19 protein-coding genes and 1 riboswitch are annotated in these 22,921 nt (G+C 58.8%); of the genes, 4 read left to right on the top strand and 15 right to left on the bottom strand.

The window, feature by feature from the left end:
* Positions 1–96: 96 nt before the first annotated feature.
* The 3 genes from AACH73_RS18800 to AACH73_RS18810 are packed head-to-tail and all read right to left on the bottom strand — an operon-like array spanning position 97 to position 5,469.
* The gene (locus AACH73_RS18800; RefSeq protein WP_338736592.1) at positions 97–3,285 is read right to left on the bottom strand and encodes an error-prone DNA polymerase; all 3,189 of its coding nucleotides are present in this window, start codon (positions 3,283–3,285) and stop codon (positions 97–99) included.
* Complete coding sequence (locus AACH73_RS18805; RefSeq protein WP_338736593.1) at positions 3,282–4,796, bottom strand: DNA polymerase Y family protein; 1,515 nt, start codon at positions 4,794–4,796, stop codon at positions 3,282–3,284. Before AACH73_RS18805 ends, AACH73_RS18800 begins: the two co-directional genes overlap by 4 nt.
* Complete coding sequence (locus AACH73_RS18810; protein ID WP_338736659.1) at positions 4,711–5,469, bottom strand: damage-inducible protein; 759 nt, start codon at positions 5,467–5,469, stop codon at positions 4,711–4,713. The genes AACH73_RS18805 and AACH73_RS18810 overlap by 86 nt, the downstream gene beginning before the upstream one ends.
* 263 nt (positions 5,470–5,732) lie before the next feature.
* Positions 5,733–5,837, top strand: a riboswitch (SAM-I-IV-variant riboswitch).
* A 44-nt stretch (positions 5,838–5,881) separates the two neighbouring features.
* On the opposite strand from AACH73_RS18810, the gene AACH73_RS18815 reads away from it, so the two are divergent.
* Both AACH73_RS18815 and AACH73_RS18820 read left to right on the top strand, forming a co-directional pair.
* A complete protein-coding gene (locus tag AACH73_RS18815; RefSeq protein ID WP_338736594.1) occupies positions 5,882–6,211 on the top strand; it encodes a hypothetical protein in 330 nt (109 codons plus the stop codon).
* Between the two features lie 95 nt (positions 6,212–6,306).
* Positions 6,307–6,918 carry a type IV toxin-antitoxin system AbiEi family antitoxin domain-containing protein gene (locus tag AACH73_RS18820; protein ID WP_338736595.1) on the top strand — a complete coding sequence of 204 codons (612 nt, stop codon included), beginning with the start codon at positions 6,307–6,309 and terminating at the stop codon, positions 6,916–6,918.
* Between the two features lie 35 nt (positions 6,919–6,953).
* Here the strand turns inward: AACH73_RS18820 and AACH73_RS18825 are convergent, their stop codons facing one another.
* The 5 genes from AACH73_RS18825 to AACH73_RS18845 form a co-directional block, all read right to left on the bottom strand.
* Positions 6,954–7,943 carry a relaxase/mobilization nuclease domain-containing protein gene (locus AACH73_RS18825; protein ID WP_338736596.1) on the bottom strand — a complete coding sequence of 330 codons (990 nt, stop codon included), beginning with the start codon at positions 7,941–7,943 and terminating at the stop codon, positions 6,954–6,956.
* Positions 7,933–8,286 carry a hypothetical protein gene (locus AACH73_RS18830; protein ID WP_338736597.1) on the bottom strand — a complete coding sequence of 118 codons (354 nt, stop codon included), beginning with the start codon at positions 8,284–8,286 and terminating at the stop codon, positions 7,933–7,935. Before AACH73_RS18830 ends, AACH73_RS18825 begins: the two co-directional genes overlap by 11 nt.
* A gap of 508 nt (positions 8,287–8,794) precedes the next feature.
* Complete coding sequence (locus tag AACH73_RS18835; protein ID WP_338736598.1) at positions 8,795–9,136, bottom strand: hypothetical protein; 342 nt, start codon at positions 9,134–9,136, stop codon at positions 8,795–8,797.
* A 284-nt stretch (positions 9,137–9,420) separates the two neighbouring features.
* Positions 9,421–9,726: a DUF4326 domain-containing protein gene (locus AACH73_RS18840; protein ID WP_338736599.1), complete on the bottom strand. Its 306-nt coding sequence runs from the start codon at positions 9,724–9,726 to the stop codon at positions 9,421–9,423.
* A gap of 63 nt (positions 9,727–9,789) precedes the next feature.
* On the bottom strand, positions 9,790–10,206 hold the full coding sequence (locus AACH73_RS18845) for a single-stranded DNA-binding protein (protein ID WP_338736600.1): 417 nt from the start codon (positions 10,204–10,206) through the stop codon (positions 9,790–9,792).
* A 389-nt stretch (positions 10,207–10,595) separates the two neighbouring features.
* Here AACH73_RS18845 and AACH73_RS18850 point away from each other — a divergent pair, with 389 nt between their 5' ends.
* Positions 10,596–11,585: a hypothetical protein gene (locus AACH73_RS18850; RefSeq protein WP_338736601.1), complete on the top strand. Its 990-nt coding sequence runs from the start codon at positions 10,596–10,598 to the stop codon at positions 11,583–11,585.
* Between the two features lie 19 nt (positions 11,586–11,604).
* On the opposite strand, the gene AACH73_RS18855 is transcribed toward AACH73_RS18850, so the two are convergent.
* The 7 genes from AACH73_RS18855 to AACH73_RS18885 all read right to left on the bottom strand — a co-directional run bounded on the left by AACH73_RS18855 (position 11,605) and on the right by AACH73_RS18885 (position 22,102).
* Positions 11,605–12,540, bottom strand: a complete 936-nt coding sequence (locus AACH73_RS18855; protein ID WP_338736602.1) for a DUF2493 domain-containing protein — start codon at positions 12,538–12,540, stop codon at positions 11,605–11,607.
* A 230-nt stretch (positions 12,541–12,770) separates the two neighbouring features.
* A complete protein-coding gene (locus AACH73_RS18860) occupies positions 12,771–13,817 on the bottom strand; it encodes a toprim domain-containing protein (RefSeq protein WP_338736603.1) in 1,047 nt (348 codons plus the stop codon).
* Positions 13,817–18,073, bottom strand: a complete 4,257-nt coding sequence (locus tag AACH73_RS18865) for a strawberry notch family protein (RefSeq protein ID WP_338736657.1) — start codon at positions 18,071–18,073, stop codon at positions 13,817–13,819. The genes AACH73_RS18860 and AACH73_RS18865 overlap by 1 nt, the downstream gene beginning before the upstream one ends.
* Before the next feature lie 243 nt (positions 18,074–18,316).
* On the bottom strand, positions 18,317–18,748 hold the full coding sequence (locus AACH73_RS18870) for an antirestriction protein (protein WP_338736604.1): 432 nt from the start codon (positions 18,746–18,748) through the stop codon (positions 18,317–18,319).
* A 137-nt stretch (positions 18,749–18,885) separates the two neighbouring features.
* On the bottom strand, positions 18,886–19,530 hold the full coding sequence (locus tag AACH73_RS18875) for an antitoxin of toxin-antitoxin stability system (protein WP_338736605.1): 645 nt from the start codon (positions 19,528–19,530) through the stop codon (positions 18,886–18,888).
* On the bottom strand, positions 19,523–19,933 hold the full coding sequence (locus AACH73_RS18880; protein ID WP_338736606.1) for a hypothetical protein: 411 nt from the start codon (positions 19,931–19,933) through the stop codon (positions 19,523–19,525). The genes AACH73_RS18875 and AACH73_RS18880 overlap by 8 nt, the downstream gene beginning before the upstream one ends.
* Before the next feature lie 63 nt (positions 19,934–19,996).
* On the bottom strand, positions 19,997–22,102 hold the full coding sequence (locus AACH73_RS18885; protein ID WP_338736607.1) for a ParB/RepB/Spo0J family partition protein: 2,106 nt from the start codon (positions 22,100–22,102) through the stop codon (positions 19,997–19,999).
* A 182-nt stretch (positions 22,103–22,284) separates the two neighbouring features.
* On the opposite strand from AACH73_RS18885, the gene AACH73_RS18890 reads away from it, so the two are divergent.
* Positions 22,285–22,911 (top strand): SOS response-associated peptidase, encoded by a 627-nt coding sequence (locus AACH73_RS18890; RefSeq protein WP_338736608.1) that lies wholly within the window; start codon positions 22,285–22,287, stop codon positions 22,909–22,911.
* Positions 22,912–22,921 lie beyond the last annotated feature (10 nt).

The following is a 22,921-nucleotide window of genomic DNA, read 5'->3' on the forward strand; positions in this document are numbered from 1 at the left end:
GTCCGCCCCTCGATTATGCCAAAGATGACCTTCGGCTTGGCCTTTTATCTAAGACGCACGAAACCGGAAAAACTGTACGAGATTTGAGATTAGGTCTCACTTGAAATCGCGACTATGGACCCCCAAGCTTTTGAAACTTGTCGCTTCCAGATCAGATTTCCCAGGCCAAGAACCGGAATCAGGCCTCTCCACCGGTGCTTGTTCTCCGGAATTTCTAAGGCCGATCTTGGCAAGTTCAGCCGTGGCGTCGGTGACCGTTCTGGCAATCAGGTGCACAACGTCACCTTCTTTCTGGATGGTGCCACTGACGATTACCAATCCTCCATACAAGACCGCGTCCCTATGCAACTGCCCCACCTTCTCCCAAATGATCAGGTTCAAGTCGCTGCTTTCATCATCAATCGACATGAAGATGACGCCATTGGCTGCCGGCGGCATTTGGCGTGTCTGAACCTTGCCCGCGACAATGACGTGGCGGCCGTTCGCCTGGCGCATAGCCTCCTTGCAAGTGACGATGCCGCGGGACTGGAAGTCCGACCGGAGAAAAGCTAGCGGGTGCTGACCGAGTGAAAGTCCGAAACTCTGGTAATCCTGAACAACCTTCGCCCCTTCAGTCATTTTCTTCAGCTCGATTTCCGGTTCGGAAATCACCGTATCATCGAACAGAGGCAAAGGCTTATCGGACAAGGCTTTGATATGGTACTTCGCGCCGCGACTGTCTCTGCCGAAGGCATGGACAAAGGCATCTGCCTTGGCCAGCAATTCCAATGTGGCCACCGGCGTGCCCGCTCGGCGCCAGACATCGGATATGGAGACGAACGGCGCGTCTTGTCGTGCGCCGATCAACTCGGCCATAACCTGAGTTCGCACGCCCTTGATCAGGCGGAAGCCTAGCCGGATCGCGAATTTGCCCGGACGGTTGGTCGGCTCAAGCGTACAGTCCCAATGCGACTTGGCGATACAGATGGGACGGATCTCAACGCCGTGCTCTTTCGCATCACGCACAATCTGCTCGACCGAATAGAAGCCCATCGGCTGGCTGTTTATCAAGGCGGCAGTGAAGACATCCGGGTGGTGGCACTTTAACCAGCACGAGGCATAGGCGATCAAAGCGAAGGAAGCGGAATGGCTCTCCGGGAAACCATAGCTACCAAAGCCGCGGAGCTGCTCGTAGATGCGCTCGGCAAGCTCACGGCTGTACCCCTTCGCCATCATGCCGTCGATGATATCGTCCTTAAAATCCTTGACCCCGTCAGTATGTTTGAACGTGGCCATCGCCCGCCTGACGAGGTCAGCCTTGGATCTTGAAAACCCGGCGCAAACCTCGACCATGCGCAGCACCTGCTCCTGGAACAGCGGCACGCCGAGCGTCTTCTCCAGAATGTCGCGCATATCCTGGGATTCGTAGACCGGCCGCTCCAGCCCCTTGCGCCTGAGAATGTAAGGGTGGACCATCTGGCCCTGAATAGGTCCCGGGCGGATAATTGCGATTTGCACGACAAGGTCCCAGAAGGTTTCAGGCCGCGTCTCCGGCAGAAAGCTGCGTTGCGCACGAGACTCGATCTGGAAAACACCCAAGGTATCTGCTCGCCGGATCATCGCGTAGGTGCGCGGGTCCTCGGCGGGAATGCTGGCCATACTCAGATCAATGTCTTTGTAGATCTTCAGTAGCTCGAAGCTGCGCCGCAGGCACGACAGCATCCCAAGCGCCAGACAGTCGACCTTCATCCATTCCAGGTCATCGATGTCGGTCTTATCAAACTGTATAACCTGCCGGTCATCCATCGCGGCCGGTTCGATCGGCGCCAACTCATCCAGCCTGTTCGAGGTGAGGATAAAGCCGCCGGGGTGTTGGCTCAGATGACGGGGAGTACCTATCAGCTGCCGGGCCAGCTCGATCAGGAGCATAATGCGGCGGTCATCGAGGTTGATGCCCAGCCCAGCGGCTTCTTCCTCTCGAAAGCCACTACGGGACCATCCCACAACCGACCGCGACAGCACTTTTATAAAATCTTCCGGGTATCCCAAAGCCCGTGCTGTTTCGCGGATAGCGCCGCGGGCACGAAAGCGCACGACATTGCAACACAAAGCCGCCTTTTCCCGCCCGTAGTGCTCGAAGACATGCTGCATGACGATTTCGCGTCGCTGATGTTCGAAGTCTACGTCTATGTCGGGCGGCTCCCGCCGCTCCTCGTTCACGAACCGCTCAAACAGCATATCGTTGCGATCAGGATCAATAGAAGTGATCCCAAGCACGAAGCAGACACACGAGTTGGCTGCACTTCCCCTCCCTTGACAGAGAATATCCTGAGACCTTGCATAACGGACGATATAATCGACCGTCAGGAAGTAGGGGGCGTAATCAAGCCGACCGATGATATCGAGTTCATGATGCAGCAGGTCGACGACCTTTTGCGGGACACCTTCAGGATAGCGCCAGGCGGCACCTTCCCAGACCCGTTTACGAAGGGCATCCATTGCCGAAAGGCCATCAAGCCTTTCATCGGGGTACTGATACGACAACTCATCGAGGCTGAAGCGGCAACGGTCGGCGATTTGACGGGTACGCAGGAGTGCCTGGCCGTAGTCGGCAAAAAGGCGTGTCATCTCCTCGCCGGACTTTAAGTATCGTTCGGCATAGGGCTCGCGATAATCCCCGATTGAATCGATTTTACAACGATTGCGAATGCAGGTGACCACATCCTGCAACATCTCGCCGTCATGACTATGATAGAGGACATCATTGGTCGCGACGGTCGGTACACGATGTTGAGTGGCGAGATTGGAGAGCGCGTGCAGGCGTAAATAGTCTCCCTGACGGCGACGCAAGCAAAGGGCGACGTAGGCCCGATCCGCAAAAACGGCTTTCAACCGCCGCATCTGTTGAGCGCAGACGGCATCCGCATCGTCAGGTACAAGGACAGCTACCAATCCCTCCGCAAAGTCCTCAACATCCTGCCAGTGGAGTTCACACTTACCCTTACCCGCACGGTGATTTCCCATGGTCAGCAACCGGCAAAGATGGCCGTAGCCAGCGCGATCAGTCGGATAGACCAGCAGCGACATCCCATCAGCGAGGTCAAGTCGGCAGCCGACAATAAAACGTACACCCGTTGCCTTGGCCGCAACATGAGCACGAACGATGCCCGCAAGTGTGTTGCGATCGGCAATCGCCAGAGCATCCATACCGAGCTCTGATGCTCTGCGGAAAAGGTCCTCCGCCGAACTTACCCCCCGAAGGAACGAAAAGTGCGACGCACACTGAAGCTCGACATAACCGCTCATGACAGCACGCCATGCACGTACCAGGTCAGGGAACCGGTGGACGCATGGATGCCGTCCCCGCCCCGAAATACCCAAAAACGCTGACCGCTTTCGACCTCAACGACGAAATACGTTCGAACCTTTCCCTTTTCTCTGTCGCTAATCCACCACTCACCACGGATTACTTCGGGGCTTTCCGCGCTAACCACACGGTATCGCCGGTCGCGCCAGGTAAACTCTCGTGGTGGCTTGTCAGGTAATAGCGCCGTTGCGCGAATAGGCTCCGGTGTCAGTAAACGTTCTGGCCTGCGATAACGGGCATTGCGCCGCGATCCCATGTCGGTGGACAACGGCGGGAGCCGTCGGGCGGCGCGCTCAGGAATATCAGTCGCTGCGGAAACGACGCGAAACAGCCTTTCGGGGCCGAACCGGTTGGAGATGACATCACACAGGTCCGAGATTTCGGGCCGCTCGTCCGGCCCAAACGAGGTGGCGATCTGGATGCTACCTAAAGGCTCCACCAGAACCGCGACGAGTGACATATCATCTATGCCGGGCCTAATCTGCTCGATCTTACTTCGAAGAAGCCGGAACAGGGTCTTGTAGGTCCGAACAGGCTTTGCGGTCGACACAGTCACAACCTGAACCGTGTGGTCTGTATTGGTGAGGCGAAGGTCCAACCGCCGGGCACCCAATGCGCGTTGCTCCAGCTGGTCGCAAAGAGCCACGGTGAGCCGAGCGAGGTATTTTTCTATTGTCTCCGGTAGCCCTATCGGCTCGTGGAAGACTTTCTTGATGGCGATCAGTTCGGGGCAATCGATCGGAACGATCAGCTCCGGAAGCCTCCCGAACATCATGTCCACACAGCGCCATAGCTGTTGCCCGAAACGACGCGCCATCGGCGCGCGAGGCTGTGCGGCCAGTTCGCCGACCTTATCGAAACCGAGGTCGCGCAGGCCCTCGATTGTCTCCCGAGGCAAGCGTAAGGCCGAGATCGGCAAATTGAGGACCGCATCAATCGTCTTGCCCGCTTCGATCAGCGAAACCGATTTACCGGAGAGACGGACGAGGGCATAGGCTGCGGCCCAGGTGTCGGCCACAGCGGCATAGGCGGTGATACCCATGTCCGACAGAGCGCCGATGATATGGGAGACCATTCGGTCTTCACCACCAAAGAGGTGTGAAGCCCCGGCAATATCGAGCACCAGCCCATAAGGCGGATCACTCGCGACGATAGGGGAATAGTTTTGAAGGGCCCAGCGCGCCAGTTCGTCAAGGGCAGCTTGATCCGCCACAGCGTCAAAATCCATGACTGTCAGACCGTCGATAAGCGCCTGAGCTTTCGCAAGTGCCATGCCTCGCCTCAGTCCCATCTGCCACGCGCGGTGATCAAGGGCGACGACAACCTGCCGGCGGCCCTCTATGCCCTTGAGGATCAGCGGTGCCTCAAGAGGCGGCCCGCCCACCCCAAGCGTCCGCCGCATCCTGTCCGTCGGCCAGGTCGGCAGGAATAGAGAGACCACCCGTCTCATCGCACGCCTCAACTATAAAATCGGAACTTTCGCCACCCCTGCAACGCATCAGCTCTAACAGCCATCTTGATCGGCCAACCCCTTGTACCGGGAGGATCTCCGAATTGATCTCGGTCACACGCCAGCGCGTTGCCGCAGCCGTAGGGTTACCAAAGTCCTGAGCGTCTCGCTGCGTCATCCAGCGCCGCAGAGCTATCGCCATCGTCCCACTGCGCTCGGCCGCCATTTGCAGGCGCTGCGAGGGAACGCGTTTAAGTGAGGCAACCTCTGCGACAACGGCGCTGACGGAACCATGGCTTACCGCCAGTTCGAAACACTCCACCAGCGAAGCTTCATCGACCGCCTCGAAGAAAAGAACCTTGTCCTCACTAAGACCTGAGCGAGCCAGCGCGGGGGCGAACAGATCCGGTCGTCGGTAGCACCACAATACGAGGCCACCTGTTCTGGCAGCGATACCAGCGGCAAAGGCCGCCGATGCTGCCCCGTCTACCGCGCCATCGGCGCCACCGGCAACTTCGTGCAATGCGCCAACAGCGATCCCGCCGTGAGGTAAGCGCCTGTCGATTTCGGGTACACCAAAGGGTAAGAAGCCGCCGCGGCGCGCTCCGCTGCTGGTGATCCCCTCAAGTTGCTGTCTAAGGTCTGCAATGGTTGCCGTACTGGCACCGGACATGACATCAAGTATCCTTTCTGGATGGTCAGGAGGCTGTGAATATGTTCTCTTTTTGTTCTTTTTAAAAAGGAGAGTCAAGCTATATGCACCCCACTTCCGGCCGAGCGCGCTTAAAGAGCTACCTCTGACAAAGGCGGAGTCCCGCTTCCAATAAGGCGGCGAGGCCTATGGCCGTGGTCGGAATATTTTTTTGTAGACGGCCCGGCATGTAGCTGAACCGGCTACAAATAGAATTGATAAATGGAGCCTGGGAGCATATAGAGGGCTTGCATCAAGAGTTGGGCCGGGCCCAACGCCAACCTGCCCTCCCAGGCAAGGTGGCAGCCTTCGGGCGATGCGGCCGATTGTCGGCAACGAAATGGGACCTTCCCCTGCTTCCCTTTCGCGACCCTGATAGCTTTAGGCTTGAAGCATGAATGCGATTGCCCCTTTTGTCTCAACGGACGGTGATTTCGACTTTGAATTTCCTGACTGCATATTGACCCACGTTTTTTCCATGGCCACGGCAGATGAAGTCGATGTTGCCATCGAGACGTTGTTGGCGGTCCGGAATGCTGGCGCCAAGCTGGCAGGCATGAGGGTGTTTCGAATAGGGGCTCAACTCCACCACAAGGTCAGGGTCCGAGGCATAAGAACGCGCGATGCGCACCAGCTTGCGGATAGGTTGGCGGCGATTCCGGGTGTGTCGAACACTACGGTCGAGCACGTTGTTTCGCATCAAAGCCAGATAAGCTCAGCCTAATCCGTCAAAGTTTAAATCAGCGGCAACTCTTTTTTGTTACAAATCCTCGGATCGAATGATATATATTCCGAGGATTTGCAACACATGGATCGGTCATGTCCCAACATTCAAGCCTGATCGAACAAATGAGCGCCCGCCCTCTCATGCGCGCTTTCGAGCTTCGGGAAGCGGGTATTCAGGCGACAACAATATCGAGAGCCGTTCAAAACGGCGAAATTACGCGTGTGTCTCGCGGCCTGTATCAACTCGTCGACGACCAGGCGACGACCCATCAATCACTGGCGGAGGTATCGCGAAAAATACCGAAGGGTACAATCTGCATGGTCTCGGCGCTAAGCTATCATGAGCTTACCGATCAGATGCCGAGAGCCGTATGGATTGCAATTGGTAACAAGGACTGGGCGCCCGAACTGGATTACCCGCGCACCAGAATCATGCGCTTTAGCCGCCCCTATCTCGATCAGGGAATTGAACGGCATATTATTTCCGGCATCGAAGTGCCTGTGTATAGCATACCGAAAACACTCGCGGACCTGTTCCGAAATCTGAACCTGATTGACCGATCCGTTGCTATCGAGGCGCTTAAAGCGGCGATCCGAACACGCAAGGCGTCACCTGCCGAGATTGCGGCGGCCGCAAAGCTCGGCGGTGCGTGGAAGACGATACAGCCCTATCTGGAAGCGGTCTCGACCGGTCTTCCAATCTGAGTGGAAAGACTGCAGAAGGCTAAAATACCATTGGATCAGCGCTCACGACCCTTAGGCTTTTGCGTTATATTTGGCCCATCCCGTAACCGGTTAGCCAATTCTGCAGCTAATGCCTGATCAGAAGGATCGGGAGACGCCATGAGGGTTGTAGATAGGATATTGTACTTTCGCCGGATGTTCGTCTCGGTCGCCCTAGCCTTTTCAACGCGTTCCGCGCTCGCCGGGAACTTGCCCACGCTATGCAAGGCCTCGCCGCGCCGTCTCATTTCCTGGACCGATTTCTTCTCGCCCCGTTCAGTTTTCAACCGGGCCTGACGGGGCGTTGCCACCGCCTCAACGCCATGCGCCCGTAGCGCTTCAGCAAACCCTTCGCGCCAGCGCTGTAAGTCGGCCTTGCGAGGATTGAGTCGGGTGCCATCCAACCCACGCGCCTTGACTGTCAAATGAACATGTGGGTGTTTTGCGGGCTCTGAATCAGGATCGGTATCGTAGGTGTGCAGCGCCATTGCATACTGATGGCCCTCAAACTCTCTTGCGGCAAAATCCCGAGCCGCGTTTTTGACGGCTTCCGCCGGTGTGCCCTCCGGCATGGACAGGACGATATTGAAGGCTTCCTTCACATCGCTTTCTTCGGCGACCTGGAAGCCTCCGTACTTCCATTCATCGCGTAGCAGCTCAAGATCGCGGCGGCCTTTAACCGCCTCCCCGTCCTGTGTCTCAAGTTCGATCTGACCATTCCGGGAAATGTAGTCCAGATGGTTTTTGATCTGGACCATCCCCTTCCCTCCACCGGAAATTTTCACCATTACTTCCGGCGCCCGCTTGACCACTGCACGCAGCTTGGCACGAACCCCGTCCGCGTTCGTAATTGTGCCGCCTTTTGATGGCTTGCCCTTCCGGACCGACGGCAGCTTACCCGTCAGGACATTCCGCGTCGGACTTTTGGTGTGCAGGGTGGGCGGTTGGTTGAAGAGACTGGCCCCCCAGTCAATCAACATGCCGTCGATCTTTCCTCTATTCGCCATGTAACCTCCAACGCGCCGCATTGCCCGTCATCAGATTGGAGACCTTGGCGACATGGGCCCGTATGTCCCCTTCAAGTTTCCGGAGCGTCTCGGGGTCGAGATCCGTAAAGTCGCCACCTTTGTTCACCGCTTTCGCCAGAGTATTAAGCGACCGGCCTATCGCGAGCATCTGCAGATTAGACTGTGCCAGCTCCTCAAGTTCTTGCTGACCGAACTGAGCCGTTCCTGTCAGGCGGGCACGGATTAGTGCCACGATCCACTTCGTCACCGAGAGGCCATCGGCGTCAGCCATGGCGATGACGCGATCCTGCTCGGAGGCCGTCAGGGCGATTTCGTGACGCATGGTTGGCCGTTCAGGCACGGGAACCATCAGACTTGAGCGGGGCGGTGTCGGTCCACCCACCAGCTTCGCGATCGCACGCCTCATGGCGTCGCTGGGCCGTAAGCCTTGAGATTTGCACCAGGCAAGCCACGGCTCATGAAGCCCTTGCAGATCAACGGTCACCTGCCTCGGGCGTTGCCACTTTGCTTTCCGGCCATCTTCCATCAGACACCTCCCCCAATTACCAACTGACCGACAATCAACCAGAAATCGCAATGCAATTTCCGGCGTCAGCCTATCCTGCATCTAGCCAAAATAACAGAGTCCGACCCCAATAAACCTTGGTCATGACCAAGACTTTGGCGACGGCAGAAGATGTGATTACTGAGAGGCGGAGGAGGAATTCAATTGTCAACGATCCGGGTCGATGTCATCTTCGGCTCTAAGCGGCAATAAATTTCGCGGTCTGGTTAGTCAAATACTGCCGACGGTTAAAACGCCCCGGCAGTACTGACCAGAACTTCATCGACTATGCACCACGTTTCGAAAACTGGGGCAGATAGATTGCCAAAAGGCGATCCATACGCGTCCGGCCACGATTGAGCTTGCGCCAGACCGCATGTCGGACCGGCTTCAGATGAAAATCCGGAGTGAAGTCCCCAGCAACATCAGCAATCAAATCCAGACCGCGCGACGGATCTGCGTGGAGCTTCCTCAGTTCAGTCATTGTCAGCGCCTGCACGGCTTCAGCTATGAACTGCCGACCGACATCGTCTGTGTCGGGACACCCCGAAACCTGTCCGACGATTTTGAATGCAAAGCCCCGGGATTGAAAAACACAGTTCAGAATTTCATTGCGTGAAGTGAACATCTAAGGTCTCCAAGGTGAGTGTGAATGACCTTCCCCACCATCCAGTCGGGGCCTCAATCCGTCACCGAGGGCTTGCGGCGGCATAGTCCGGCGCGGCCCGAGGGAAACGGCAAGGCCGTTGATGGATTGGGGTGACTGGTAAGGTGGGAAGTCATGACGCTCCCCAAGCCATGCGCCCGCATCTAGCGTAGCGGGCGGGCGGCCATCCTAAGCCAAAGGGCGTGGATGCACGACGCCGACAGCCGATGCCGTAGGCATCTGGCTAAGGCGGCGATAAACTCAAGCTAAGACGCGGTGATGCAACGCCACCAGGCCACACGCTCGTCACGCGTTGCACTGGCCAGTCGGAGTAGCAGGTTCCCATGGCAGAGCGCTGGCGCACAGAAGCAGACCAGGTCCCGGCCCTTCAGCTCGTCGAGTTCCCGCAAGAGATGATGCTGGTCGGCAAACCAACGCTCGTGTTTCGCTATGACACTGGCCCGGTCTCCGTCACGACCGATGATGAACGGATTGCCCCACTTGGCCCCACGCCCGATGTAAACCGCATCGCTTGGTATGCCCGAATGGCGCTTGTTCAGAACTGTGCACATCGCCTAGTCTCCGTTCGAAGAGAAAAAGCCCCCCGGCGATCACCGGAGGGCTCAGCTTGCAGATCAGAATGGGATTTCGTCATCCAGGTCGTAACCCGGCTCTGTGGGCTTGCGAGTGCTCTTCGATTGCGCCTTCGCTGTCGGCTTTTCCTCGCGGGAAGCCGAAGCCAGAAGCGATGTGCTGCCGACCAGTTCGGCATTGTTGTACTTGACGCCATCACGCTCGGACTGACTGTAGCTTAGGCGGCCCGTGAACTGGATGAGATCGCCCTTGTGGTAGTGGTCTTCGATATAGGCTACGCGCTTGTCACCCCAGATGGTGAGGCGATGCCAGGTCGTCCGGTTTACCCAGGCGCCGTCGCGCCCCTTGTAGCCGTCGTCTGTCGCAATAGAGAGATTGGCGACGCGAGCACCGTCATTGAGCGTGCGGCAGTTTGGATTATCACCGAGGCGACCGATCAGATTTACGACGTTGTTCATTTTAGTCTCCATGATGTTCACCCTCGGGGCCCATCCCCATCGGGCCGCGGCTTAACCGCGATCATGCAACGTTCTTGGCCGGCCAAAGCGGCACGCCACACCCGAAGGGTCGTAATGGAATGGAGAAGGGCAAAGCCCTTGTGGCGAGCCGACAGCCGGGCCACGTTTGCATGAGTGATCGGGGTAGCTTCCGCGCCCGTGGTGATTGGAACCGTCGTAAACAGCGTAAGGCAAATGCCTGTCGTGTGGCTTGATCCGTTGACCGGAATTAGACAAGCAACGGTTCCTACGTTTATGCGGTTATCGAATTTCAGATCTTGCTACCTGACGAACTGGATAGCGAAAGCCACTGGTAGAATTGGTGCCCATGGCTATGATAGCTTGTGACAATGAGTCCTCCTACGACGCCAAAGATAACGATCGACACCAACCGCATGGTTGGCCTGTTCGACAGGACGAGCACGACGGCAACCTCCGTCAATGAACTGCGCGAACTGATGAGATACGCCCTTTCAGGAAAGGCGAGCCTTGCGATCACCACCAGAGTGGAAGTCGATTTCGGACGTGACACGGATGACCGTCGCCGTCAGGACATGATGGAGAACCTCAGCATGTTTCCTGTGATCGGGTCCGTGCTGAGGCGCGATCAGGCAACACAAAGCGGTCCAGAGGCCATAGTTGATACTGAGGAGCGGGAACTATGGCAGGAAGTCCAACGGATCGTGTTTCCGGGGTTGACGGTCTCTACTGGAAAGTACGCGAACAAGGTCGCCGACATTGATCACCTCGTCGGCCATAAACTGGGTGGTCGAGATATTTTCGTGACGGATGACAACGGGATATTACGGAGAAAGGGCCAGCTGCACAGTTCGGTCGGATTACGGATAATGTCGCCCGCTGAATGTTTAGCGTTTATCGACGCCTACTATTCCCGGCACGAGGCAAAGGAACTGGAGCCGACCAATAAAGACGCATCGTACTGGGACAACCGCCTCTGCGGGACGGTATCTTTCGACTATTCAAACAACAACCATAGTTTCACCATAGGGGAAGCGCTAAGCCTCTTTGAAACGCGTTGGTCTAAAGCGAGCGATGTCAGCATCCACGCCTATAATTATTCCCCGTCCATAGATGCTCTTGCATTGGCAAAAGGCGCAACCGAAATTGCCGACGTGACAGACGCGTCCGCCTACGATTTTTCTTCCGGGTCGCGGAGACCTCAAAAAGGGCAGGTACTGATTTGGCGGAATATCAACGGCATCTACGCGGCAACAAAGATAGTCGCCATCAAAGATGATAGCCGGGGCGACGATTGTGACGAGCTTACCTTCGAGTTCCGCATACTGGCAGATGGCGCCACCGACTTTTCCACAAGCTGAGAACCGCGCCGATTGGCAATCATGGCTGCCCACCTCCGATCCGATGGACACGGATGCCCTTCGCACGGGCCTTCTCTGCCAGGTTTTCCTGTATGCCACTGCCACCGTTCATAACGATGACGCCGATCGGCAGGACATCAAGCATCTGATCGTTACGCTTGAAGGGTGCTGACTTGCCGTGCTTCGTCCAGTCTGGCTTGAAGGCAACCTGCGGCACTTTGCGGTGATCGGCCCATTTGGCAGCGATCAGCTCGGCACCCTTGGGCGAACCGCCATGCACGAGAACCATATCCAGGTGCTGTTGAAGGACACGGTCGAGCTTCGCCCAGATCAGGCGATGATCCTCGCACTCCAGACCACCCGTGAAGACCACCTTAGGGCCAGCCGGTACCAGCACTTCGGTTGAGGCCTTGCGCTTGGCTGCCAGGTAATCACGGCTGTCGACCATGGCCGAGGTCTGGGTCTTATGGTTGACCTGAGAGCCATATTTCGGGCGCCATGGGGTGCGCATATAGGATTGGTAGAGATCGGCGGCTTGATCGCGCATGGCCTCCAGACTGTCCCGGCGGGCAATCAGTCCCCTGCCCACAACGATGAGCCGCTCCAGTTCAACGGAGCGAACCTCCGACCCATCCTGTTCGGTCTGGCTGCGCCGTTGCGCCACTTCGTTGCCGTCAAGGTCGCGGTTCAGACGATCCGCTGAGCGATGGAAGAGATTGACCGCACCCCACAGAAGGTCCTCCAGGTCAGGCTCAAGGGCCGTGTCATCGAGCGTGCCTATGAGCGCGTCCATGATCTCTAAGACAGCACCCTGTACCTGAACATCGTCCGGCAATGGCCGGGGATCGGGATCTTCGAGCGACGGGCGATAGCCATAGAGTTCAAGCTCGGTCAGATAATGGTCGGTTGCGCTGCCTTGATGTACGGGTTCGAAGTCTGCGTCTTGATAGCTCATAACCTTGCTCCTCGTCATTTGACCGCGCCATCGCGGCCTTCATGCGACGAACCACCCAAAGGCGTTGCTGACAGCACCGGCGCTTTCGCCGGCCGTAGCAAAGCGGAGGAGGCCTTCAGGCCTTGCGGGCAGCAAGGACCTTGGGTTTCGGTCGCCTCTGAAGAAGGCCGCTGCACGGTCCCCTTCCAACGAGGGCAGATTATGGGCGAGAGGCTGACTTGAGCCCGGCCTTAAGCGCCGGCCACCATGAACCGCTCGACGAGGGCCTGCGGCAGTTGCTCGCGGACACGATGGATCAGCCGTGGCCGACCGAGTTTCATCAGGTCGCTGTTGAGGTCATCTAGCTCGGGCTCGATCAGGTGTACCTCCAAGCCTGCGGCCTGGCCGCGGGCAAACAGGGCGTCAGTAGCGATATCGCCTGCGCTGTCGTTGTCGCGGATAACGAGCAAGGTCTTCAGCCCCGGCGGAAAGAGAAGGACCGCTAAATGGTTGGCACTTGTTGCCGAAACCAGAGGCATGGTGGGCAGGGCCGCACGCAGCGACAGTGTGGTCTCAAGCCCTTCGCCTACCGCCTGAACATCCTCTGCCACTCCGATGCGGATACCATTGCCATAAAGGTCACCCTTGGACCGACGCTGGGGCTCGACCGGTGCCTTGCCGCGCCCGTCGCGCCGGAGATACGTGCGCGTTACGCCCGTAAGCTCTTGGTCGAGGTCCGTGACGGCGGCGATTAGACCGGGGCAGTAGATGGGACGTCTGCGATCCTCGGCGCTATGGAAGCAACGCGGATGGAAGCGCAACGCATCGAAATCCGGCTGTAGCTCAATGCCACGTTCATTCAGGTATGCCTCGCCAAGCGAGCCCTTGAGCGACCGGCTTGAGGTGAACAGTCTGGAGGCAAACACGCGCGCACTGGGGGGCGGACGGTTCGACCGGCGCGGATTGTCGGAAGCTGCCGGCGTCGGGTCTGGCAGATTGAGGAAGCGGGCGGCTGCGACGAGAACAGAGCGGAAGTCCCCGATGCCCTGGCTAAGCCGGATAATGTCCAGAAGACCGCCGAACTCGCCGGTTGCCTCATCAACCCACCTGCCTGCTGCTCCTTTCCCGGACGCAGGCCCTCGCAGGCGCACATGCAGGGACTGTCCGGGGACGCCTGTGGCGTCCCCTATTCTCCAGTAATTGCCCTCTTTGCGCCCTTTGGGCAGATAGGTCCGGCAGACCGATTCCGCGCGAGCGGCCAGCTTCTCGGATATGTCGTTGACGTCAAAGCTTGCCATCACGCCGCCTCCTTTTCGCTGACCCGGTCGATGGGGTGGGCGTCAAGAACCTTGGTGAGGATTTCGACACCATCTGTTGAGACGGGGACGAACATGCGAAGCTTCCAGCTGATTATTTCGTGGAAGAGGCCAAAGGCCTTCAGCCGGTCAACCATGCTGTCGGTAAAGCCCGAAAGCTCAATGCGGTTCGATCCCATCACCCTCACGCGTCGCAACTGGAGACCATCGGCAAGCGAAAGGATCGTCTTGCCGTCGAGCAGGGCCGCGTGGGCATCAGCAGGGGCCAGATTGACCCCGCCCACAGCGCTTGCGGTCGCCACCCATGCTGGAGACACCCAGCGACCGACAATGCGCTCACCTTCATCGGTCTGAAGACGGTAGACGCGCCCGCCTTCACCCGGCAGCCGGTTCCAGATCGGCAGCAGAAGGCCAGACACAACATGGATGGTGTCGTCGACGAATTCAGGAATGCTTGCCACCTCGGTATCCCAGGCCTCAATGAATGTGGAGCGGTCAGTTTCTACCCACACACTATCAGACAAAGATGCCAAAGACGTAAATCGTTCCTGTTTTGGTCCAATTAAAGCGACGCGGTCTTCGACGCTGCCATCATCGAGCATCAGGCCCCGGACACGGTGCTGCAGGCAGGCCTGGCCTGTCTTTTCGTTGATGAGGAACTTACCCGATCGCGCCTCGGCTTTCTCCAAAACATCCGCCACGCACATGATCTCGTTCTTCTGCCTGCGGCGGATAGAGACTAGGGTTGTCTTAGCCCCCGTGGTGGGATGCTCGTTGATCACCCGGCGGTCGGTCACCTCGAAGCTTACGGCCAGAAGCGTTTCTAAGCCCACCTCATAGGTGCCCGAGGCGATGGCGCCCTCGATCCTGGCCGATAACAATTCCTCAAAAGCCGTGAACAGAAGCTCCTGCATGGCAATGGTCAAAGCCAACAGGCGATTGAGGAAGGTGTTGATGGGTGGCAGATCGTCTCGCAAGCCTGTCTCATCGCCAAGCTTCAATCCCGTGATCTGCTCGAACTTGATCAGGGAGCAGCCCTCAAGCTTGCCAGAATAGATCATCTTGTAGAGCTGGCGCAGGGCGTCGCGACCGTAGACGCTCTCCAGATTGTCCTCAGGGCGAAACAGCCCCTGCCCCCCCGTCTGGCGCTGACCGCGTGTCAAAGCCCCTAGCGTGTCGAGGCGTCGTGCGATGGTGGCTAAGAACCGCCGCTCGGCCTTAACATTGGTGGCGATAGGCCGGAACAGGGGCGGCTGTGCCTGATTGGTGCGGTTAGTGCGCCCCAGACCTTGCACGGCGGCATCGGCTTTCCAGCCAAACTCCAGCAGATAGTGAACCCGCAGACGTCTGTTCTGCGCCGACAGCTCGGCATGATAGCTGCGCCCCGTACCCCCAGCCTCGGAGAATATCAGGATGGGCTTGCGATCATCCATGAAGGCATGGGTTTCAACGAGGTTGGCCGCCCCCGGACGGCTTTCCACCACGTATTTCTCACCCTTGCGCACGATACGCCGTGACCGCCCCGTCACTTCAGCCACCTTATCGGTGCCGAAATGCTGAATGATCTGATCAAGCGCACCCGGAACGGCGGGCAGGCTCGCCAGTTTTTCAATCAGGCTATCGCGCGCCCCGACCGCAGCGCGGCATTCCACCGGCTGACCATCGCGGTAGACCGCGCGCGACATCAGCTTGCCGTCGTCGTTCGAATAGGGCTCGAACAACTGGACCGGGAAGGAATGGCGCAGATAGTCGAGCACATATTCGCGCGGCGTGATGTCGATCTGGATGTCGTTCCATTCCTCGGTCGGCACTTCGGCCAACCGGCGTTCGGTCAAGGCCTCGCCGGTTGAGACGATCTGAATGACGCTGGCGTGCCCGGCATCGAGGTCTTGCTGGATGGCGCGTAGCAGGGTCGGCGTCTTCATGCTGGTGAGAAGATGGCCGAAGAAGCGCTGCTTCGTGCTTTCAAACGCGCTCTTGGCAGCCGACTTCGCCTGCCGGTTCATGGTGCCAGTATCGCCCGTGACATTGGCGGCCTTCATCGCGGCATCAAGGTTATTATGGATGACGGCGAAGGCTTCGGCATAGGCATCATAGATGCGCACCTGCTCGGGCGTCAGTTCATGGACCAACATGTCGTATTCGACGCCCTCGTAGGACAGCGAGCGGGCCGTATAGAGGCCCATGGCCCGCAGATCGCGGGCGAGCACCTCCATGGCGGCCACACCGCCATTCTCAATGGCCGAGATGAAATCGCCGCGCGTCGCGAACGGGAAGTCATCGCCGCCCCAGAGGCCGAGGCGTTGCGCGTAGGCGAGATTATGGACGTTGGTGGCTCCGGTGGCCGAGACATAGACCACACGGGCATTGGGCAGGGCGTGTTGCAGGCGAAGGCCTGCCCTCCCCTGCTGTGAAGCCTCCGAGTCACCCCACTCAGACGAGCCGCCTGCGGCATTTTGCATGCTGTGGGCCTCATCGAAGATGATCACGCCATCGAAGTCGCGGCCAAGCCAGTCGACGATCTGCTGAATGCGCGATTTCTTGGTGCCGCGCTCCTCGGAGCGCAAAGTGGCGTAGGTGGTGAACAAAACCGCTTCATCAAGCGTGACCTCAGCGCCGGGCTTGAAGCGCGATAGCGGGGTGACCTCCAGACGTTCCCGGCCCAAGGCCGACCAGTCGCGCTGCGCATCTTCGAGGAGCTTATCGGATTTTGAAATCCACAGCGCCCGGCGCTTGCCCTTCAGCCAGTTGTCAAGAATGATAGCCGCTGATTGCCGGCCCTTGCCGGCACCGGTGCCATCGCCCAAAAACCAGCCCCGGCGAAATTGAAAGGCACCCTCCCCGCCTTCAGAAGCGGCGGACACCACATCAAAGGTCTCATCGACACTCCACCAGCCAGACAGGTGGGCGCTGTGGGCTTCACCGGCATAGATGACGGATTCGAGCTGGGCGTCTGACAATAGCCCGTTTTCCACGGCGCCTGCCGGTAAGTGTGGGCGGTAGCTGGGTTTCGGCGGTGCCACCGATGACATGGCCGCCGATTGAACGAGCGTGGTCGGGTGCGGTTTCGCTCCAGGGATAGAGATGCTTTGTAGGGTATAGGGCTCATAGACAGCCTCGGTCAGGCGGACGCCTGCATCAGCGGACCAATCCTTGACCTCGTAGGCGATCTCCACACCGGCGATTTCCGCTTGAGCCGCGGCGCGTTTTGGCGGTGCCATGTTTCTGACCAAGGCCTTGGCAAAGGCTGATTGCAGGGTCTCACCCTTGGGCGGGCTGGCCGATGTCACGGGTGGACGAGGTGGAGTATGCGTGGAAACCCAAGCCATCAGGGTCTCGACATCAGGGGCCAAGCCTTGCGAGGAGACGAGGATTGACGGATCGTCAGCCGGCACCTTGTCGATGACGGTCAGGCGGGTTTCCACCGTGGTGCCATGCTTGGCATAGACTCGCCCGTCGATTGCGGCGGAGAACACCACCTTGGCCGTAGCCTGAAGCTCGATGAAGGCCTCGCGCCATTCGGCGGCATCCGGCGACAGGCCAGCACCGGTGATGGCCACGAGCCTGCCGCCATCGGCCAGACGCGCCAAGCTTGAGCGGATATGCTTCATGGCAGCGCCCCGGACGGAGCCCGTGACGCCCTTCAGCACCGAAAACGGCGGGTTCATAAGGATGACCGAAGGTTTCAGTACGGGGTCGAGGTAGTCGTCGATCTGAGCCGCGTCAAAGCGCGAGCGTTCGGCCTTGGGGAACAGAAGATCGAGCACATCGGCCCGGCCCGGCTCCAACTCGTTTAAGACGAGCCCTGCCCCCATCATTTCGGCAAGGACCGCCAGCATGCCTGTGCCGGCCGAGGGTTCGAGCACCGTATCCGTGGCCTCGATCATGGCGGCAGCGGCGCCCACCCAGCCCAAAGGCAAGGGGGTCGAGAACTGCTGATAGGTTTCGCTGTCGATCGACCGGCGGGTATGGGTGGGGAGAAGCCCTGCGACCTTGTGTAAGGTAGGCAGCAATGCCGAGGCCGGCGGCACCTTACGCCGCAAAGCCTGGCCGTACTTGCGGATGAAAAGGACACTTGCGACCTCACAGGCGTCGTAGGCGGTCTTCCAGTCCCACGCCCCTTCGGCATCTGTGCCTCTGAAGGCTTCAGTCATGACTGACCGGATAGCGGCGGCGTCAACGCGTGCGCCGGTTTCCATGATGGGGAGAAGGGCAATGGCAGCGTCGATCGTGGCCATGGCCGCACTGGTGGCGAGCCGTGATCGGGAGGAAGGTTGGGGTTCAGTGAAGCCAATGGCTGAAGGCAGAGCGTTCATCGGGGATATCCTGGCAAATGAGGTTGAAGAACGAGCCGTGGCCTCTCTCTCAGGTCCCCGAACTCACAAAACCCCCTCGCCCCCTCTGCCTCTGATCACGCCGGAAAAGAAAAAGGCGCCCAACCCGAAGGTCAGACGCCGTAAAGAGGAGATGATATTCAAAACTCAGTCGATAGCGCCCAAGATGGCCGAGGCGTCCGGATGCTCGCACGCATAGTCGAACAGACGTTGGTAGCCGTCGGCCAGATGGTCCGACTGCGCCTTGAACGACATATGTGAGAAAGTGAACAGGGTGGCGATGATGCCAGCGGCATCGGCAGACACTTCGCCTTCAAAGCCGTTGGTATCGCAGGCGATGCGGTAGCGGTCTTTCTCAGGCGGTACGAGGTAGAGCGGCTGGCCGTCCAACTCGTAAAAGTCCCAGAAGCCGCCATTGTAATCTTCGGGGCTGAGCCACCCCATCAGGCTGTAGAGAGTGTGCTCGGCGATGAGAAATTGACGCTCGCCGAACAGGTTCGGCAAGAAAGGACAACGGCGCTCCTCGGGTACGATGGTAGCGACAGGTCGGGACTGGGCGGGGGATGTCAGAGCGGTCATCGGGTATCTCCATTGGCAAGGGTGAGGGACCCAAAACTTTCTTTAGAACGCCTTGGGCCCGATTCCGCCCCGGCCCTCTCTGCCTCTATCGCCGGCCTGACAGCGCATGCGGCGTACGATCTCCCGCGGCGCAGGCCTCAACCGTAGAAGCTGCCCCCTTCCCTGAACCTGTAGCCGTTGGCCTCGATTACCTCGTCAATGCAGGCGTCGCTGTTTAGGTAGTCGTATTGACGCTCCAGTTGGCGATAAAGCCATCGCGCCAGATCGCGCAGGGCCTCCTTCACCACCTCTTCGGCATCCGATGACAGATCCATGCAGTTTGGGCTGTCGCGCTCGACGTCGATGGACATGCAGTACTCGTGGTAATAGTGACCACGATGCGTGGCATTTGCGGTGAGCTGGTAGAAATTCCGGCGCTGAACACCGGTGAGGTCGTCAACGATGCGATGGAGGTCACGATCGGTCGGGGCATGTTCGCGGATCGCCCGTCCGGCCCCCTTGCGATAAGTGTACTGACCTTCAAAGCAGGCGCCATCACCCTGAGACCAGAAGCCACGGAAATAGATGTTCGGCTTAGGCCGTGTACCGCCGCCCATCAGTCGGACGGCGGAGGATTTAAGGCGGATGCCGATCAGGTCGCAGATGCGTTCGAAGTCATCGTAGACGAACTCGTACCAGGGATAATCAAACGCGCCCTCCCGGTACCAGTCGCGGGCTTTGGCCTTTGCTTCATCGTCCAGTTCATCAAAACGGAAGACGGAAACCTCGACAATCTCAGGCATGTCCGGCTCTCCTTGCAAGCTTGGAGGTCAGCCAGGCGTTGGTGGAGATGGTCGAAGACACCTTCGCTGTAGTCAAGTTGACGACGCATGCCCCGCCGCCAAAGGCATCACGGCGTTGCGCGCTACAGGTATTTGCCCATTCGATGCCCCACCAGCCTGAAAGCTTGAGCGCCTTCGCGCAGCGGCAAACGAAATCAATGGCGTGGTCCGGGTCGCCTGAAGTGTCGTCCCTTATCCAGATAAGCGTCGGCGAGTCCTGGCCGATGGACGCGGCGAAGAGGACGTCGAACCCGTCCGCTTCGTACTCGACCTCTAACGAGCGGTAGATTTCCATTGCCTGGTCGGCGTTCTCCGCCGTGTGTAATTCGAGAATGCAAGAAAAGTGGGTAAAGTAGTCGGCCATGGCAGGCTCCTAAACAGGAATTTGAGGGGGGAGCCCGGCCTGAACCGGGCTCCGGAGCGTTCATCACTCGGCGGCAACCGGGGTGTCGGTATCAGCGCCATCGCCAAGGTCGCTGAGGAAGGACGGCAAGGCCTCGTCCTGCGCTTGCGGGCTTTCAATCTTGTCCGCATTTAGCGCTCGCAGGGGTTCAGGCAGCCAGCCGGTATCGGCAAGCAGACGCTCTGCCTCGGTGACCATGTCGCCCTTCTTCAGATGGTCCATCATTTGCGCGGTGCGCTCGCCGCAGGCTTCGCGTACAGCTTCCAGAATCCTGACGCGCGGGACGCGGTTGAGGTAGGTTTCGGCGGTTGGCCGCCAACCGAGGGCCACGAGATCGAGATCCGTGGCCTGCGCGATCCGCACGGCCTGTCTCTGCCGGCAATCGAGCGCGTATTGGCTCGCACCTGCGCCATAGGCATCAGCCCGTTCCGTCAGCGCGTTGATGCCGAAGCTGACGCAGAAGGCCAGAAGGTCGGCACGGACCTCTTCGCTCTCGCCCTGCAACCAGTCCCACAGAGCCTGATCGTCGTGGGGCAGAACCTCGGCCCATAACTCCTTTCGACGGGCCATGGATGCCGCGGGAACGGTTTCATCCAGGTCTTTCTGAGCCTTCCCCACGAGTTGCGGCGGCAGAACCGCGACCTGAAAGCATGCGCCGGAGTGACGTTGCTGGAAGGTGTCGCCCACCAGCTTGTGCAGCAACGCGGTCATCGCCACACGCGGGTTACGGGCGATGGCGTCGCGAAGCGCGACCGTACCGAAGGTCGTCAACTCCAAAACAAGCCGTTCAGGCAGGGGTCGAATAGCATCGCCTTCGGCCTCCTCGGGCGCTGGTTCGGGCTTGGAGGTCGGCGTGCCGAGGATGATCACTGGGGTCTCACCCGACGATGTGGGCACTTCGCCATCGCCTTGGGTCGCTTCGCCCTCAGGGCTGATCTCATCTTCAGGGCGAACATAGCCTTTGAGGATCATGGCCTCACCGTTACGGTCGAGGGAGACGATGACACCTGCGCGGCCAATTTCGGCAGGATCAAAACTCGGCTCATAGCTGCCTTCGAGCGCTTCGATGGCCGTTTCCAGTTCGCCAAGACGCAGATCGGCTTCTTCCGGATAGTCTTCGTACTCTTCAAACGCCTGCTCGATCGCGCTGACTTCAGCCTTCAACGCATCCAGGGCGAACTGATCTTCCTCGCTGAGGGCCGGTCCAGCCAGCGTAAGGCGTCTCAGGCCGTCCATGTGGTTGAACGGCAAAGAAGCCAGAACTTCGATCCACTTCCAGCCATCGCCCTGAAGCCCTTGCGCAATGGCGCCGAGCTTTTCGGCAACAAGGCGGTCGAGGAGGCCGGAATCCTGGAACCGGCCACCGTCATCGGCGGAAAACAGGTCCGTAAGCACCTCTCCGCCTGCGGCCTGATAAGCTTCAATGCCGACAAAACGTGCCCGTCGGTCGGTTGCGGGAACTGAAGCTTCCGTCAAATGACGGCGTAGATGATAGGGGTCGCGCTGCCATGTCGGGCCGTCTTTGATCTGGTTCCAGACGTCTTCCTGGCGTTGATGGTCGCCAGTCACTGAAAACGCCATCAGTTGTTCAAGGGTCAATTCGTCTGCGGCATACAGATCCAGCAGCAGTGGGGATACGGCTGCCAGCCGAAGTCGTTGTTTGACCACGGTGACGCTTACAAAATAGCGCGCGGCAATGTCTTCCTCGCTCATATTCTGGCGCCTGAGCGTCAGAAATGCCCGGTATTGGTCGAGCGGATGCAGGGGTTGGCGGTGGGTATTCTCAGCCAGGCTGTCGTCTTCGCTGGAAGTCGTGACCGACCTATCCTTTATGACGCAAGGCACCAAAGCGTCTTTGCGCATCCGCTTGGCCTTGACGAGCAGTTCGAGGGCCCGAAAGCGTCGGCCGCCGGCAGGCACTTCGTATTTGCCGGTCTCATTACCGTCGCCGTCGAGGATCGGACGGATATTCAGGCTTTGCACCAGCCCGCGCAAGCCAATGTCTTCGCTAAGCTCATCTACTGAGAGGCCTGCCTTGATCTGGCGGACGTTCGACTGGGAAAGAACAAGCTTGTTGAAAGGGATATCGGCCGAACGGCTGAGCGGAACGGCGTTGTTGGAAATCGTCATGGTATGGCTCCTGACGGACTGCTGAAAGCCTCTCTCTCAGCTCATTTCCGTCAAAATCCTCGAAGCCCCCTCTTCCTCTAATGGCGGGTTTGGCGCAGGTTGAGTGCCATCTCCCGCGACCACCCGGAACAATTGCATACAGATGAGCTGGCAATCTGGCAGATGAGAAAAGGACCCTGACGATGTGCGGACGTTTCAAAGGCCCCAATGAGAAGTGGAGCGAACTTGCCGAACTGCTCGGCGGCTTTGTTCCGTCTGAACCAACGGGTAAGCCCGCCCGTGAGGTATTCCCTACCAATGACTACCCCATCTTGCGGGCCACGTCGGCTCGGCAAGGTTATGAAGAGATCGACGCGCGCTGGAGCCTGATTCCTGGCTGGTACAAGGGCAGCATCAAGGAATGGAAAGCCACGACGTTCAATGCGCGGGTCGAGGAAGCCGCTTCGAAGCCTACGTTTCGCCAACCTTGGCGGACCAAACACGCCTTGGTGCCGGTAGCTGCATTTTACGAATGGAGCGGTGCCCATCCAACCGATTCCAAGAAGAAGCAACGATGGCAGATTACGCGTGCGGATAACCATCCGATGGTTTTCGCAGGCCTCTGGGACCAGTGCGAAACAACCGATGGACCCGTGACCTCGTTTACGATCCTGACGCGGGCGTCCGGCGCGGACATGGTCAGCATTCACAATCGAGAGCCTGTGATGCTGGAGCCGGACGACTGGGCCTCCTGGCTCGACCAGAACGAGACCGTTGAACTGGAGGCGCCCGCGCCCGCCGGGCGCTTCCGGCTGACAATGGCGGAATAGGTTTGCGCCT

The organism is Asticcacaulis sp. DW145, assembly GCF_037101385.1.
Lineage (GTDB): Bacteria > Pseudomonadota > Alphaproteobacteria > Caulobacterales > Caulobacteraceae > Asticcacaulis > Asticcacaulis currens.